Annotated in this window: 15 protein-coding genes and 1 tRNA gene; 7 read left to right on the top strand and 9 right to left on the bottom strand. The window is 65.3% G+C overall.

Annotation, left to right across the window (positions count from 1 at the left end; all coding sequences use genetic code 11):
• Positions 1-439 precede the first annotated feature (439 nt).
• The 6 genes from ACO05N_RS06790 to ACO05N_RS06765 form a co-directional block, all read right to left on the bottom strand.
• On the bottom strand, positions 440-1,216 hold the full coding sequence (locus ACO05N_RS06790) for a sulfite exporter TauE/SafE family protein (protein ID WP_422056403.1): 777 nt from the start codon (positions 1,214-1,216) through the stop codon (positions 440-442).
• Between the two features lie 32 nt (positions 1,217-1,248).
• Positions 1,249-2,181, bottom strand: coding sequence for an MBL fold metallo-hydrolase (locus ACO05N_RS06785; RefSeq protein ID WP_422056402.1), 933 nt, complete (start codon positions 2,179-2,181; stop codon positions 1,249-1,251).
• A gap of 74 nt (positions 2,182-2,255) precedes the next feature.
• Positions 2,256-2,582 carry an ArsR/SmtB family transcription factor gene (locus ACO05N_RS06780; RefSeq protein WP_422056401.1) on the bottom strand — a complete coding sequence of 109 codons (327 nt, stop codon included), beginning with the start codon at positions 2,580-2,582 and terminating at the stop codon, positions 2,256-2,258.
• A complete protein-coding gene (locus tag ACO05N_RS06775; RefSeq protein WP_422056400.1) occupies positions 2,579-5,818 on the bottom strand; it encodes an efflux RND transporter permease subunit in 3,240 nt (1,079 codons plus the stop codon). The genes ACO05N_RS06780 and ACO05N_RS06775 overlap by 4 nt, the downstream gene beginning before the upstream one ends.
• Positions 5,815-6,834: an efflux RND transporter periplasmic adaptor subunit gene (locus tag ACO05N_RS06770; RefSeq protein ID WP_422056399.1), complete on the bottom strand. Its 1,020-nt coding sequence runs from the start codon at positions 6,832-6,834 to the stop codon at positions 5,815-5,817. The genes ACO05N_RS06775 and ACO05N_RS06770 overlap by 4 nt, the downstream gene beginning before the upstream one ends.
• A 3-nt stretch (positions 6,835-6,837) precedes the next feature.
• Entirely contained in the window at positions 6,838-7,179 is a 342-nt protein-coding gene (locus ACO05N_RS06765; protein WP_422056398.1) for a rhodanese-like domain-containing protein, read from the bottom strand.
• A 78-nt stretch (positions 7,180-7,257) separates the two neighbouring features.
• Between ACO05N_RS06765 and ACO05N_RS06760 the strand changes: the two genes are divergently transcribed.
• The 5 genes from ACO05N_RS06760 (at position 7,258) to ACO05N_RS06740 (ending at position 11,416) form a co-directional block, all read left to right on the top strand.
• Positions 7,258-8,538, top strand: a complete 1,281-nt coding sequence (locus ACO05N_RS06760; protein ID WP_422056397.1) for an NAD(P)/FAD-dependent oxidoreductase — start codon at positions 7,258-7,260, stop codon at positions 8,536-8,538.
• A 15-nt stretch (positions 8,539-8,553) separates the two neighbouring features.
• Positions 8,554-8,757 carry a YgaP family membrane protein gene (locus ACO05N_RS06755; RefSeq protein ID WP_422056396.1) on the top strand — a complete coding sequence of 68 codons (204 nt, stop codon included), beginning with the start codon at positions 8,554-8,556 and terminating at the stop codon, positions 8,755-8,757.
• Positions 8,754-10,025, top strand: coding sequence for a TolC family protein (locus ACO05N_RS06750; protein ID WP_422056395.1), 1,272 nt, complete (start codon positions 8,754-8,756; stop codon positions 10,023-10,025). The genes ACO05N_RS06755 and ACO05N_RS06750 overlap by 4 nt, the downstream gene beginning before the upstream one ends.
• 112 nt (positions 10,026-10,137) lie before the next feature.
• Positions 10,138-10,539: a hypothetical protein gene (locus tag ACO05N_RS06745; protein ID WP_422056394.1), complete on the top strand. Its 402-nt coding sequence runs from the start codon at positions 10,138-10,140 to the stop codon at positions 10,537-10,539.
• A gap of 58 nt (positions 10,540-10,597) precedes the next feature.
• Positions 10,598-11,416 carry a tyrosine-type recombinase/integrase gene (locus ACO05N_RS06740; protein ID WP_422056393.1) on the top strand — a complete coding sequence of 273 codons (819 nt, stop codon included), beginning with the start codon at positions 10,598-10,600 and terminating at the stop codon, positions 11,414-11,416.
• Between the two features lie 33 nt (positions 11,417-11,449).
• On the opposite strand, the gene ACO05N_RS06735 is transcribed toward ACO05N_RS06740, so the two are convergent.
• Positions 11,450-11,525, bottom strand: a tRNA-Ala gene (locus ACO05N_RS06735).
• Positions 11,526-11,742: 217 nt separating this feature from the next.
• Between ACO05N_RS06735 and ACO05N_RS06730 the strand changes: the two genes are divergently transcribed.
• Complete coding sequence (locus ACO05N_RS06730; protein ID WP_422056392.1) at positions 11,743-12,639, top strand: DUF2171 domain-containing protein; 897 nt, start codon at positions 11,743-11,745, stop codon at positions 12,637-12,639.
• 74 nt (positions 12,640-12,713) lie between these two features.
• Here the strand turns inward: ACO05N_RS06730 and ACO05N_RS06725 are convergent, their stop codons facing one another.
• Both ACO05N_RS06725 and ACO05N_RS06720 read right to left on the bottom strand, forming a co-directional pair.
• The gene (locus ACO05N_RS06725; RefSeq protein WP_422056391.1) at positions 12,714-13,181 is read right to left on the bottom strand and encodes a GreA/GreB family elongation factor; all 468 of its coding nucleotides are present in this window, start codon (positions 13,179-13,181) and stop codon (positions 12,714-12,716) included.
• A 10-nt stretch (positions 13,182-13,191) separates the two neighbouring features.
• Entirely contained in the window at positions 13,192-14,082 is an 891-nt protein-coding gene (locus ACO05N_RS06720; protein WP_422056390.1) for a neutral zinc metallopeptidase, read from the bottom strand.
• A 109-nt stretch (positions 14,083-14,191) separates the two neighbouring features.
• On the opposite strand from ACO05N_RS06720, the gene ACO05N_RS06715 reads away from it, so the two are divergent.
• Positions 14,192-15,340: a patatin-like phospholipase family protein gene (locus tag ACO05N_RS06715; RefSeq protein ID WP_422056389.1), complete on the top strand. Its 1,149-nt coding sequence runs from the start codon at positions 14,192-14,194 to the stop codon at positions 15,338-15,340.
• Positions 15,341-15,347: the final 7 nt, after the last annotated feature.

The following is a 15,347-nucleotide window of genomic DNA, read 5'->3' as shown; positions in this document are numbered from 1 at the left end:
TCAGCGGCGATGATCTTGAACAAGTGCATTTGTGACCTCGTCTCTCCTTGTTGACGTGGTCACTATCGATCATCGCGACATGGGATGCGGGTGGCTTCTGGATGACTGCGGTGGCTTCTGTGCTTGCCATGAACCACCTTGCCTCGAACCGGTCAGCTCGTTTCGGTAAGCCAGTTCAATGCAAGGTCGAAGGGCTTTCGAGCTGAACAGGCCGCAAGCGTCCTCGGAGCGGACACTCGGCCCATGTGTGCAGTGTGCCCCATAGCGGTCGTAGTAGGGCACGACTCGATCGCCAGTATGTTGCCATTCGGTTTGGGATGATCTCACTGCAATATGAATGAGTTTTGGGGAGCGCCAAACAACAAAGTCGGTTTCGATCTATATCACCAGAATTTCTGAGTGCTTTGCATAGAATAAATGCGAATATAACGTCGCAACCTTAAATTGATCGAGAGCTATGCCACAGCATATAAGCGGAAACAGCGAAGATCAGTCCTGCAAACACTAGCGTCAGGTTGCTGTCGCCCGACAAGCGGCGCGCGACGGCGGTGCCGGCCAGTCCCCCAGCAACGCCGCCCGCGATGAAAATGCCGGCGAGCGGCCAGTCGACCAATCCTGAAAACGCATAGCTGAGCGCCGTCGTCATACCGAAGGCAGTCACGGCGACCAAGCTGGTGCCAACAGCGTTGACGATCGGCATATGGGTGGATGCGATCAGGCCGGGAACGATCAGAAATCCGCCACCAATGCCGAAAAAGCCCGAGAATGCGCCGCTGCCTAGACCGTAGCTTAGCACGCGGGGCGCGTTGGTTCGGGTGCATTGTGCCGTCGGGTCGCCCTTGGCCTTGCGGCCGCGGATCATCAGCACGCCGACCGCGACCATAAGTAACGCGAAAAGGAACAGCAGCTTTTGGCCGTCCACCGCCTTGCCGAGCGTCGAACCGGCAAGCGCGCCGATTACGCCCGCTGCGGCGAACATGCCGCCACACCGCCATTTGACGGTATGGGCACGCGCATGGCTGGCGAGTCCGGTTGCTGCATTTGCCGCGACCGCCAGCGCTGCGGTGCCGATCGCGATATGCGGATTGGCGACGCCGACGACATAAACCATCAGCGGAACCGCGAGGATCGACCCGCCGCCGCCGACCAAGCCGAGCGAAAAGCCGACCAGCGCGCCAGACAGCAGCCCGAGCAGCAGATAGGCCACGTCAACCATGGTCCGCCTCCATCACGCTTTTGCCGGACCGGTCACACCGCATCGAGCGGGATCTTGAGATACCGTGTGCCGTTCGATTCTGGCTCGGGCAGGCGGCCGCCGCGCATGTTCACCTGGATCGACGGCAGGATCAGCCGGGGCATGCCGAGCGAGCGGTCGCGGGCGGTCCGCATTGCGACGAATTCATCCTCGCCGATCCCGTCATGGACATGGACATTCGCATCGCGTTGCGCACCGATAGTGGTTTCCCAGCGGAACTCGTCGCGATCCGGGGCCTTGTAATCATGGCACATGAACAGCCGCGCCTCACGCGGGAGCGCGAGCAGGCGGCGGATCGAATGATACAGCCGCCGGGCATCGCCGCCCGGAAAATCCGCGCGTGCGGTGCCGTAATCGGGCATGAAGATCGTATCGCCCGGAAACACTGCATCGCCGATGACGAAGGCGAGGTCGGCCGGTGTGTGACCCGGCACGGCCAGCGCGGTGGCGCGGATCGACCCCAGCATGAAGCCATCGCCGTCATCAAGCAGCTGGTCGAACTGAGATCCGTCGCGTTCAAATTCGGTCCCAGCGTTGAACAGCTTGCCAAACGTGTCTTGGACCATAGTGATATGGCGACTGATCGCTAGCTTTCCGCCCAGTTGAGCCTGCAGCCAAGGCGCGGCGGAGAGGTGGTCGGCATGGACATGGGTTTCGAGCAGCCATTCGACAGTCAGCCCGCGCCCCTTCACATACTCGATGATCGCTTGGGCCGAACCATGGCCGGTGCGCCCGGAAGCAGGGTCGAAGTCCAGCACGCTGTCGATGATCGCCGCAACCCGCGCGATCGGATCATGGACGACATAGCTGACCGTAAACGTCGCCTCATCGAAGAAGCCGCGCACGATCGGCACCGGCATTCTGTCGCTGCGGCAGGAACGGGCTATTTCCGCCGCCTGGGCAAGCGCTGCGTCGCCATTGGTCATGATCTGCTACTCCGAATTGCGTTCCCGGAGTATTAAGTAGTCCTTATATGCGTGCATGTCAATATAAAGAGAGGTCAGGCTTGCGCGGTATCACCATCGCGGCACGCACTGCACAGCGCGTCAAAGATCCGGCCAACCTGCGGATCGGAGATCGAATAGTGACGCAGCTGCTGATCGACACGCGCCGCCACCGCGCCCGCCTCGCGCAGCAGCGCAAGGTGCTGGGACACCGCCGATTGCGACAGACCCGTCACCTCGACCAGCTCGCCCACTGACGCTTCCCCGGCCGACAATCGGCACAGGATCAGCAGGCGTGCCGGATTGGCGAGCGCGCGCAGGTGGCGGGCGAGGCCATCCGCCTGCACGCGCATTTCGTCGAGGGATAGGTCCAGTGCGCTCATTGAAGTGCCCTTGTCATTGGCCGCTCGTCATCGCGCAGCACCACATAGATGGCGGGGATGACAAGCACGGTCAGCAGTGTCGAGGAAGCCAAGCCGAACAACAGCGAAATCGCAAGCCCCTGAAAGATCGGGTCGGTCAGGATCACCGCTGCGCCGATCATTGCCGCTGCCGCCGTCAGCACGATCGGCTTGAACCGGATCATCCCGGCTTCCAGCAGTGTGTCGCGCAGCGATTTATCCTCCGATCGGGCATGACGGATAAAATCCACCAGCAGGATCGAGTTCCGCACGATGATCCCCGCAAGCGCGATGAACCCGATCATCGAGGTCGCGGTGAACGGCGCATCGAACAGCATATGGCCCAGCACGATGCCGACCAACGTCAGCGGGACCGGCGTCAGGATCACCAGCGGAATCTTGAAATTACCGAACTGCGCGACGACCAGCACATAGATGCCGAGCAGCGCGACCATGAACGCTGCGCCCATGTCGCGGAACGTGACCCAGGTGATCTCCCATTCCCCGTCCCACAACAGTGACGGGGTGCTTTCCTCCTCGGGCTGACCGTTCAGGCGGATTTCGGGCTTGGGCAGGCCGCGCGCGGCCCAGTCATGTGCGTCGATCGCTTCGTTCACGGCGAGCATGCCATAAATCGGCGCTTCGTAACGACCGGCCAGTTCGGCGCTGACCATCGCTGCCCCGCGACCGTCGCGGCGGAAGATCGACGGGTCAGCCTTGACCATCCGCGCCTCGACCAGCTCGCCCAGCGGCACCAGCTGTGGCCCGGCGGCCCCGCGTGTCACCGCGACCGGCGTTGCAGCAAGCGCCTGGCTCCAGCTGCGCTGCGACTGGTTGAGGCCAATCTGGATCGGCAGCGCGTCGCGTCCATCGCCCTGCGGCGCATGACCGACCACTGTATTGCCCAGCAGCGCGCCGATCGAATCGAACAGCTGGCGTTCGGACAGGCCGTAATAGTCGAGCCGGTCGCGCTGCGGGATCAGCCGCAGTTCGGGCACCGGCGCACCGAAGCTGTTGTCGACATCGACTATGAACGGGACCGAGCGGAACAGCTTCTCCACCTCGACCGCAACGTTGCGCCGAGTCGCTTCGTCGGGCCCATAGATTTCGGCGAGCAGCGTGGCCATGACCGGCGGACCGGGCGGCGTTTCGACGACCTTGACCGATCCACCGGTGGGCAGCGGCAGCGCCTTCAATCGTTCGCGCAGCGCGACGGCAACGTCATGGCTGGCACGCGCCCGCTCCTCCTTGGGGGCGAGGGTGAGCATCAGGTCGCCCATCCACGGCTTGTCGCGCAGGAAATAGTGGCGGACCAGCCCGTTGAAGTTGAACGGGGCTGACGTCCCGGCATATGCCTCCATCGCCGTCACCTCGGGCACGCTACGCGCGACCGCCGCCGCCTGTTCCAGCATTCGCGATGTCGCCTCCAGGCTGGTCCCTTCGGGCAGGTCGACGACCAACTGCACCTCCGACTTGTTGTCGAATGGAAGCAGCTTCACCGTCACTGCCTTGAAATAGAACATCGATCCGGCGAGCAATGTCGCCAGCCCGACCGCGATCAGGAATGTCCAGGCGCTGCGCCGGCTAGCGATCACCCGCGCGGCTACGCGGCCATAGATCGCACCGAGCTTGCCGCCATGGGCATCGTCATGGCCATGGGCCGCCGCAAGCGTCTTGCGGGCGAAGCGGATCATCAGCCACGGCGCGATGATCACCGCGACAAAGAAGGAGAAGATCATCGCCGCCGAGGCGTTGATCGGGATCGGTGCCATATACGGCCCCATCAGTCCCGAGACGAACAGCATCGGCAGCAGCGCGGCGACCACGGTCAGCGTCGCGACGATCGTAGGGTTGCCGACTTCCGCCACTGCATCGATCGCAGCGGACACGCGCGTGCGACCGCCCTCGGTCCCGACATCGCCCATCGCCCAGTGGCGAGCGATGTTCTCGATCATCACGATCGCGTCGTCGACGAGGATACCGATCGAAAAGATCAGTGCGAATAGGCTGACCCGATTGATCGTAAAACCCATCAGGTTCGATGCGAACATGGTGAGCAGAATGGTGGTCGGGATCACGATCGCGGTCACCCCGGCCTCGCGCCAGCCAATCGCAAAACCGATCAGCAGCACGATCGACACGGTCGCGAGCGCAAGGTGGAACAACAGCTCGTTCGCCTTGTGATCGGCGGTCTCGCCATAGTTGCGCGTCACCGCGACGGTGACGGTATCGGGGATCAGGCTCCCCTTCAGCCGCTCGACCCGGTCGGTGATCGCGTGCGACACCGTGACCGCATTCGCCCCGGCGCGCTTGGCGATGGCGAGGCTGACCGCCGGAGCGCTCGACCAGCGATCGCCGTCGCGCGACCAACGCCACGCGCGCGCCTGATCCTGGGTCGGCGCTTCGCTGACCTCGGCCACATCGCGCAGATAGACGGGCGCGCCGTTAATCGAGCGGACCACCAGAGCGCCGACCGCGTCGGCGGACTCGAGCGTGCGCCCGGCCACCACCTGAGCCGTCTCACCGCCCTCGCGCACCTGTCCGACGGGAAAGGCGCGATTGGCCTGTGACGTCGCCTCGATGACATTGCCCAGCGGCACCTGCATCGCAGCAAGCCGCGCGGGATCGGGAGCGATGCGGATCGCCTGCTGCTGGCCGCCGACGATGAAGGTCAGGCCGACATCGGGCACCTTCGCGATTTCGGTGCGCAGGCGCCCGGCGAGCTGCGCGAGCGTCTGATCACTCCACGCCCCGGGTGCGTCGGGGCGCGGGGTCAGGGTGAGCACGACGATCGGCACATCATTGATGCCCCGCACGGTCACATGCGGCGGCGGGATACCGACCGGGATCCGGTCGATATTGGCGCGCAGCTTCTCCTCGATCCGAATCGCGGCGTCTTCGGGCTTGGAGCCGACAAGGAAGCGGGCGGTGACCATCACGCCATTGGATTCGGCCTGGGTATAGACATGCTCGACCCCGTCGACCGACTTGACGATCGTCTCCAGCGGCTTGGCGACCAGTTCGACCGCATCGCCCGCCGACAGGCCGGGTGCCGCGACCATGATGTCGACCATAGGCACGGAGATTTGCGGCTCTTCCTCACGCGGGATGGTAATGGTGGCGAGCAGGCCGACCAGAATCGCCGCGAGCAGCGCCAATGGAGTCAGCGGCGAATTGATGAAGGCGCGCGTCAGCCGCCCGGATATGCCGAGGTTCATTTTTGCGCTCCCAGCGCGATCCGGTCGCCCGCGGCGATGCCCGACAGAATTTCGACGCGATCGGCATCACCGGTCGGCGCAGTCTGCACCGGCACCGTCGCAAGCGTCCCGTCCGCACCGACCAGTCGGACGCTGTCCACCCCGAAGCGGGTAGCAATCGCAACCTTGGGAACGATCAGCGCCGCGCGGCGTCCGGCCTCAACCCGCGCCGATACGCGGCGGCCGATCAGGTCCGCCGGCAGCTTGTCGATGACGACATCGGCCGACACCTGGCCACCATTCACTGCGGGATACAGTTTCGTCACCCTGCCGCGCCGCGTGTTGCCGGGGGCGAGTTCGGCGGTAACCCCCGCGCCCGGCCGAATCGTGGCGGCAAGGCTTTCGGGCAGTTCGAGCCGCAGGATCACCGGGCCGGACGTGATCGTCGCGATCGCCATGCCCGGCGCAACCGCTGAACCGGCAGGGATGTTGGCCATCAGCACGCGCCCGGCGGACGGCGCGGTCACTGCGCCCTGTCCAGCGACGGCGGAAACCGCCGATTGCTGCGAGCGGGCGGCGCGGATCTGTGCCTCCGCCGCCCGCGCACCGGCCTGCGCCTGATCCAGCCGCGCCTTGGCATAAACGCCATTGTCATAAAGAAACTCGGTCCGCGCCAACTCGGCCCGCGCCTGCGCTGCCTGAGCCTCGGCAGCGGCGGCCTGTGCGCCATATGCGCTGCTCTGATAGCCAAGCTGGCTGTCGACGATGCGCCCGATCACCTGTCCGCGCGCGACCATATCACCTTCCTTGACGGTCAGGCTGGTCAGCACGCCAGGGATGCGCGCCATGGCCTGCGCCTGATCGACGCTCGTGATGCTGGCGCTGACGGTCCGCCAGTCGGCGGCGTCGGTGTTGCGGACGGTTAGCGTCGGCCCGGCATAGCGGGTGGCGCTGGCGGTCGGCGCCTCGGCCTCGCCCCCGCAGGCGGCGAGCGGAAGGGCGGTTGCCGCGAGCAACAGGGCGAGGCGTCGGCGCATCGGTCAGGCTCCCTGAGTGACAGGAAGGCCAGCGGCCTTCCACGCGCCGATCCCGCCGGCGAGATGCGTGTCGACTGCCGCCTGCGCCACCGCGCACTTGCCCAGCGCCATCGCCGACCGCTTGCCGCCCGCGCAATTGAGCACGAGCGTGCGTGCGCCGGGATCGGGGAGTGCTGCGGGGTCAAAGGTCGAGAGCGGCAAATTGACCGCATCGGCGATATGCCCGCTCGCAAACTCATCATGCTCACGCACGTCGACGACCAGCGCGGTTCCGTCCGCGATCATTGCCTTCAACTCATTGGGGGTGACCTCACGCATCGCGTGTCTCCTGAAAAGACCGAACATGGCAATCCTCTAAAATTGCTTATTGCTAATATGCATTGAAAGGCATATTAGTCAACTCGAATTTATTGGAGAGAGGTCATGTCGGATTCACATGTCGTGGTGCTGGGGGCGGGTCTGGGCGGCACCATCGCCGCGTATGAAATTCGCGAGGCGCTGAAGGGCCAAGCGCGCGTCACCGTGGTGAACAAGGGCGAGGACTATTGGTTCGTCCCGTCCAACCCTTGGGTCGCAGTTGGCTGGCGCGAGCCGGAGGCGATTCGAGTCCATCTGCCCCCCGTGATGCAGAAGCACGGCATTGCCTATTCAAGCATTGGTGCCGCCAAGGTGCATCCGACCGAGAACCGGGTCGAACTGCTCGACGGTAGCTCGGTTACCTATGACCATCTGGTCATCGCGACGGGCCCGGACCTTGCGTTCGATGAGATCCCCGGCTTCGGCCCGGATGGCCATACCGAGTCGATCTGCCACACCGATCACGCCGCCGCAGCGCATGCGAAGTTCGAGGAGCTGTGCGCCAATCCGCGCCCGATCGTCGTCGGCGCGGCGCAGGGCGCGTCCTGCTATGGCCCGGCCTATGAGATGGCGATGGTGCTCGACACCGAGCTCAAGCGCCGCAAGATCCGGGACAAGGTGCCGATGACCTTCGTCACGCCCGAGCCCTATATCGGGCATCTCGGCCTCGACGGGGTCGGCGACACCAAGTCGATGCTCGAAAGCGAGATGCGCGAGCGGCACATCAAATGGCTGACCAACACGCGCGTGACCAGCGTCGACGATGGCGTGCTGCACGCCGAAGAGGTCAATGAGGACGGCTCCCTCAAAAAGGCGCACGACCTCGATTTCGGCTGGGCCATGCTCTTGCCGGCATTCCGTGGTGTGCCTGCGGTGCAGGGGATCGACGGGCTGAGCAATCCGCGCGGCTTTATCCTGACCGACAAGCACCAGCGCAACCCGACCTATCGCAACATTTTTGCGCTGGGCGTGTGCATCGCGATCCCGCCGACCGGGCCGACGCCGCTCCCCGTGGGCGTGCCCAAGACCGGCTTCATGATCGAGAGCATGGTCACCGCGATCGCACAGAATCTGAAGCAAATTCATGCCGGCGAAGAACCCACGCATGAGGCGACGTGGAACGCCATCTGCCTTGCCGATTTCGGCGATGGCGGCGTTGCGTTCGTCGCCAAGCCGCAAATCCCGCCGCGCAACACCAACTGGTCGGCATCGGGCAAATGGGTTCATCTCGCGAAGATCGGCTTCGAGAAATATTTCCTGCGCAAGGTCCGCAAGGGCGAGAGCGAACCCTTTTACGAAAAGCTCGCGCTGCACGTCCTGGGCATCAAGAAACTCCGCTTCGACTAAGGAAAGGTCTGATCCATGAACCTTGATCGCGCCGTGCTCGCCTTTGCCGGAACCGTCGTGCTGGTGAGTGCAATCCTGTCGTTGACCGTCCATCCCTGGTGGATCGGCCTCACTTTATTTGCCGGGGCCAATATGCTCCAGGCGGCGTTTACGGGCTTCTGCCCGGCGGCGATGGTGTTCAAGCGCATCGGCGTGCGGCCGGGCACGGTGTTCCGGTGAGGCACCATGCTCTGAGCGCGCTGCTCGCGGCATCGACCGCGCTGACATTCGTTGCGCCGGCGCAGGCGCAATCGCTTGATGCCGTGGTCGAAGCGACGCTGGCGCGATCGCCCGACCTTGCCGCAGCGCGTGCGCGCGCCGACGCTGCCTCCGCGCGGGTCGATCAGGCGCGGGCCGAGAGGATGCCCAGTGCCAGCGTGCAGGGGCAGGTCGGTGTCGGGCGGATTGATCCACAGGGATTTTTCGGACTCAACGCCGATGCCGTCACGCCGCGCGCGCTTCAGTTCGGAACTGAGTTGCCGCTCTATACCGGCGGCCGGATCGGCGCGGCGATTGGCCAAGCTCGTGCGGGGGAGGCCGCCGCACAGGCGAGCACGGCGATGTCAACGCTATCGCTGCGGATCGATGTGGTGCGCACCTATGCCGAAGCGGTCGCAGCGCGCGATGCAGCCGCCGCCTATGGTCGGATGGAAACAGCCCTGACCGAAGCAGTGCGCCAGGCGCGGCTGAAATATGAGACCGGGGCCGGGACCAGCACTGATATGGCGCTGGCTGAAGCCCGCCTCGCCGAAGCGCAGGCCGCACGCGCCACAGCCGAGGGCGAGCAGGCGGCGGCGCGCGCCGGGCTGCGGGCGCTCGCGGGGATGGACGTCGCGCTCGACGAACGCTTGCCCGTCTCGCCATTGCCGGACCTGTCGATGCAAGCGGCGATTGCGCGTGCGCGGGCGAACAATCCCGGCATCGCGGCAGCGCGGGCGATGGTCCATGCGGCACGCGGCGGCGTATCCGGCGCACGAGCCGAGCGCCTGCCAACACTGGGTGCTTATGCCGAGGCGGCGAGCGTGCGCGACCAGTTCTTCCCCGGCTATCGCGCCGATAGCGCGAGCGTCGGCGTGCGCGCGCGCTGGACCTTGTTCGATGGCGGACGCGCCGGGGCAAAGGTCCGCGAAGCAGAGGCGGACCTGGCCGAACGCAGCGCACAACTCGCCGCTGCCGAGCAAGAGGTCGAGCGGCGAACAGCGGGTGCCTATGCCGCCTTGATCGGTGCTGACCGGGCCCTGGTGGCGGCCCGAGCTCGGCGCGAAGCTTCGGATACGGCGCTACGCAGCGTCCGGCTCGAGGTGCGGGCAGGCGCGCAACCGATGCTTGCCCTGCTCGACGCGGAGCGCGATGCGGCGGCGGCGGCGGCGGACGAGACACGCGCAATGGCGCGCAGGCTGGTTCAGAGCGAGGCCCTCGCCGCATTACTCGGGGGGCAGGTTGGATGAGCCAAGTCGTTGCGATACCGCCATGCTGGCCAGAGGCGGCGTCGAAAAAGCCTGCCGCCCTTAACGCAGCACCGCGTTGGCCCAGAATGTCGCATTGACTAGGTCGAATGCGATGCCGCGTCTGCCAGAGAACTATCAGCCAGCGCCACTGGCGGGGCCGGCAGCCTTTTATGAACGCGGCATTCCGTCGCCAATCGTGATCTGGACGCAGCATCTCCTTGGTGATGTAGGAGGCAATGCGTTCGCTGCTATTCACATCGATTATGATCGAGCCTGCCCCTCGTGTGACACGCTCCCAGATCTTGGCCAGTTCCTCTTCCCAGGGCTTGTCGAGGTTTTGCTGCCAGAACGCCCGCGTGAAGTTCGCGACGCAATGAAGATGGGGGTTGCTGTCGAGTTTTTCGGGCAACGCCACCAGATTCAGTCGCTCATAGGAGCAGCGGCTTACTGGGTTGGACGTCCCGAGCATGAACTTGTACTCAGTCGACCAATGGATCGCATTCTTCGAGAATGAGCGTAGGCGCGGCCGGGTCAAGGGGCCAACGGTCGCGGAGCTCACCCCTGACCTGCAAATGCAATTTCGCACCTGGCGCGCGCAGGCCGGTCTCGGTGGACACACGATCGACCGCGACCTCGCCGCACTGCGAGGAGCACTGACTTGGGCGTGGAAGGCCCAAAGGATCGACCATCCCCCGTTCATCGCGAGCGTCCCGGAGCACCAGAAAGCACCACCTCGCGATCGCCTGCTGTCGTTCGAAGAGATCACCGCCATTCTGAGTGTTTGCGCCGGCCGGGTCGAGCGCGAGCACATCGTGCGCTTCATCGTCCTTGAACTAGGCACCGCCGGCAGGCCCGAGGCGATCCTCGAGCTCACCGACGCCAATATCGACCTGAAGCGCAACCTGATCGACCCGCGCCAACCGGGCCGCGTCCATTCGCGCAAGCTTCGCGCGGTTGTCCCGATGGCGAAGGGAGTGCGCCCTTGGGTCGAAGGCATCACCGGCAAGCTCATCAAATACAAGGTGCCGATCGCGGAGAAGAACCGCGTTCCCGGCGGCCCCACGCATTTCGAGCGTGAGACAAGGAGCATCAAGACCGCGTGGAACGCCGCCTGTCAGGAGGCTGGCGTTGTAGGCGCGACCCCGAAGACGCTTCGACACACGATGCTCACCTGGCTGGCAGAACGCGGCGTGCCGTCGGAGCAGCGGCAGATGCTTGCCGGACACAGCCCACAGGGCACGACCGCGCGCAACTATGAGCACCTGTCGCCCACCTATCTGAACGCAGCGGTGGCCGCGATCGACGAGTTTTTCGACGAGCTCTCGAAGCACACCAAGGTGCACTTGCGATACGCGAGCGATACTGAACACAAACACGCTCTGGCCGCATAAGCCAGAAAATCGTTTATTTTCCATGCTTTAGGTTGGTGGAGCTGAGGGGAATCGAACCCCTGACCTCTGCAGTGCGATTGCAGCGCTCTCCCATCTGAGCTACAGCCCCGCTCCACGCCCCGGCACTGCCGGAAGGCGGCTCGTCTAGCTTTCCTCCGCTCGTTTTGCAACGCCAAAGCCGCCGATTTTCCGGTGGGCGGGTCCCTGCCCCCATTCATCGCACCGTCCCCCCACCCGGTCGGAACAAGCCCCGCAACTCGTTCATTTTTTTGCCGTGGGGCAGGCGGATGTCGCGTGCCCGGAACCGGCAGGATGAGGAGGACCCCATGGGCTACGAACCCTATCGCAACGACAATCGCAATGACTGGGGCGTGAGCGACCGCAGTTCGTCGCGCAATTCAGGTTATGGCTATGGCTACGACCCGGATCGCGACCGCTACCGATCGAGCGCGCGAGAATATTATGCCGCAGATCAGGATGACCGGGGCCGGGGCGACGATCGCTACGGCGCGCGCGGCCAGCGCGGCGGGCGCGATTATGACGATCGCTACACCAGCGGCAGCCGTGGCTATCGCAGCCAGTATGAAGACGGCCGCAGCGGCCGTGGCCGCGGGCGCGAGCGCGGGCCCGAAGGCTACAGCTATGACGATCGCGGCTTTTTCGACCGCGCGGGCGACGAAGTCCGCTCATGGTTCGGTGACGAGGAAGCGGAGCGCCGCCGTGCCGCCGACGCACGCTATGACGCGCGTTACGGCAACGATTGGGGCGCGCGTGACGACGACTATCACGGCTGGCGCCGCCGCCAGATCGAGGATCTCGACCGCGACTATCACGAATATCGCCGCGAAAATCAGACCCGGTTCGAAAACGAGTTCGGCGCCTGGCGCACCGAGCGTCAGGGTCAGCGCAGTTCGCTCGCGCGCGTGACCGAGCATATGGAAGTGGTCGGGTCGGACGGCGCGCATATCGGCACGGTCGACAAGGTGCGCGGCGACCGCATCGTCCTGACCAAGAGCGATCCCGATGCGGGTGGCCATCACCATTCGATCCCGTCGCGCTGGATCGAGTCGGTCGATGACCGGGTGACGATCCGCAAGACGGCGGACGAAGCCAAGGCCGCCTGGCGCGACGAAGACCGCAGCGGCGCGATGTTCGGCGAGCGCGAGCGCGACGACAATCGCGGCCCGCATTACCTCAACCGCAGCTTTTCCGGCACTTACTGACCGGAACTCCCAAGCGGAGCCGGTTCGCCGGTCCGTATCCCTTGGCCCGGGTGGAAACACCCGGGCCTTTGGTGTCAGGTGGGGATAGGCTCGGCTGATAGGATTTCGATCGCATCGCTGCGCCCGCCGAAATCGACGCGATCGCCCACTTCCGCGCCGAGCATGGCGGCGGCGAGCGGCGCTTGAAACGCGATGCGGTCCTGCGCGGGATCGGCCTCGTCGTGGCCGACGATGTCGATCGCGCGCGCCCGCCCGTTCAGGCGAAAGCCGACACGCGATCCGATCGCGACCACATCCGCCTCCGGCACCGGCGCGAGCTGCGCGGTGGTCTGTCGCGTATGCCAGTAGCGCAGGTCGCGCAGCAGCGGCGCACGTGCCTCCTCGCCCTCCAGCCCGTCGAGCTGTACCTCCAGTGCGCGCACCTGTTCGCCGATCAGCGCCAGCCCGCGCGCGGTCACCAGATTGGGGCCAGCCGGGATTGGCAGCTCGAACCGGGGTTCCTTATGGTCCTCGTCGCTTTCGCGGCGGAATGCGACACTCATCCAGTCATCCTCAAATCGCGCCGCTGAACGTATCGCAGGCGGCAGGATTGCCGCTGTCCAGCCCGCGCTTCAGCCACTTCATACGCTGCGCCGATGTGCCATGGGTAAAGCTTTCGGGCACGACCGTCCCCTGTGCCTGACGCTGCAGCGTATCGTCGCCGATCGCTTCGGCCGCGCGCAACCCTTCCTCGATGTCACCGGATTCCAGCCGGTCGCGGTTCTGCGCGGCCCACACGCCGGCATAGCAATCCGCCTGCAGCTCGACCCGCACCGACAGCGCATTGCCCTCGGCCTGGCTCATTCGCGACTGGCGCGCGCGCACCTGCTCCATCGTGCCGCTGACATTCTGGATATGGTGGCCAACCTCATGCGCGATCACGTAATTCTGGGCAAAGTCGCCCGCCGCACCGAATCGCGTCGACAGCTCGCGGAAGAACGCGGTGTCGAGATAGATGCCGCGATCCGCCGGGCAATAGAACGGCCCCGCTGCCGAGCTTGCCTGACCGCAGCCCGACTGCACGCCGCCTTCATAGAAATTGAGCACCGGTGCCGGATAACGCTGGCCCTGATCGGCGAAGAGCTTGGTCCAGGTCTGTTCGGTGCTGGTCATCACACGGCACGCCTGCAGCTCCTCGGGCGTGTCGCATGCCTTTTGCTGCGCCACCTGCTGCCCGCCGCTGCCGGTCGTGCCGCCGCCGCCAAGCAATGCGCCGCCACCGCCCAGCGTCATGAAGATCGCCGCGCCAATGCCGATCAGCGCGATCGTGCCACAGCCCAGCCGGCTGCCGAGCAACATCGGCAGCAGCGCGAACAGAATATTGCCGCCACCCCCGCCGAACCCGCCCCCGCCGGAGCCGAGGTCGCGGACATTGTCGCTGGGATCGAGATCGTCGAGCCGCATGGCCCATCCCCTTTTATCGTTTCCTTCCCGCCACAATGCCCCAAGCGGCATCGCGTTGCATGAAGAATCCCGCATTGCCCTTCGCGCTGCGTTGCACCACATGTGCGCCATGGCCGATGCCGATCCGCAACGCCGCAGCAAAGCGGGCAGCGACGCGCCGCTGCCGCTCCCCGGCTGCGTCGCCTTGGTGCTGCAGGGCGGCGGCGCGCTCGGCAGCTATCAGGCCGGGGTCATCGAGGCGCTGGCAAGCGCGGACATCGCACCCGACTGGGTCGCCGGCATCTCGATCGGCGCGATCAACGCCGCGATCGTCGCGGGCAATCCGCCCGAACGCCGGGTCGAGCGGCTCGAAGCCTTCTGGAATCGCGTCACCAGCGGCCTGCCCAGCTTCCCGATCTTCCCGCAGGATCAGGTGCGCGAATTCGTCCATGAATGGTCCGCCGCAGCGGTGCTGGCACAGGGTGTCCCCGGCTTTTTCCACCCGCGCACCGTCCCGCCCTTCTTCGCGACGCCGGGAAGCTGCGCCGCGCTCAGCTATTACGATACCGCCGCACTTGCCGAGACGCTGGACGCGCTGGTCGACTGGGATCTGCTCAACACCGGCCCGGTGCGCCTCTCGGTCGGCGCGGTCGAGATCGAGAGCGGCAATTTCCGTTACTTCGATACCAGCACCGACCGCATCGATGCGCGCCACATCATGGCCTCGGGTGCGCTGCCCCCCGGCCTGCCCCCGGTCGAGATCGACGGCAAATATTATTGGGACGGCGGCCTCGTCTCGAACACCCCGCTCATCCATGTCCTCGATCATCAGCTCAGCGCGATGCTGGTGTTTCAGGTCGACCTGTTCTCCGCCGCCGCCGCGATGCCGCACACGATCACCGACGTGATGGCGCGTGAGAAGGAAATCCGCTTCTCCAGCCGCACCCGCCAGGTCAGCGACGAGCGGCTGAAGCTGCGCAAGGAGCGCGAACTGATCCGCAAGGTGCTGGCCAAGCTCCCCGACAGCCTCGCCGACGATCCCGATGTTGCCGCGCTGCGTCGGGCGGCGGACGAAGCACCGGTCAGCCTCGTCCACCTGATCTACCGCGCCAATGCGTGGGAAGGGGGCAGCCGCGATTTCGAATTTTCCGCGCGCTCGATGCGCGAACATTGGCAGGCGGGCCGCGACGATGTCGCGCGCACGATGGCCAATGCCCGTCTGATCGCCAGCAACATCGCCGACGGCCGCACCGCCGCCTTCGACCTCGCCAAACGCTAACCAGGAG

Origin of the sequence: Sphingomonas sp., from assembly GCF_965227385.1 — a bacterium.
In the GTDB taxonomy this organism is placed as follows: Bacteria; Pseudomonadota; Alphaproteobacteria; order Sphingomonadales; family Sphingomonadaceae; genus Sphingomonas.
The sequence above is the reverse complement of the archived record's forward strand: the minus strand, read 5'-3'. Positions and strand labels throughout refer to the sequence as shown.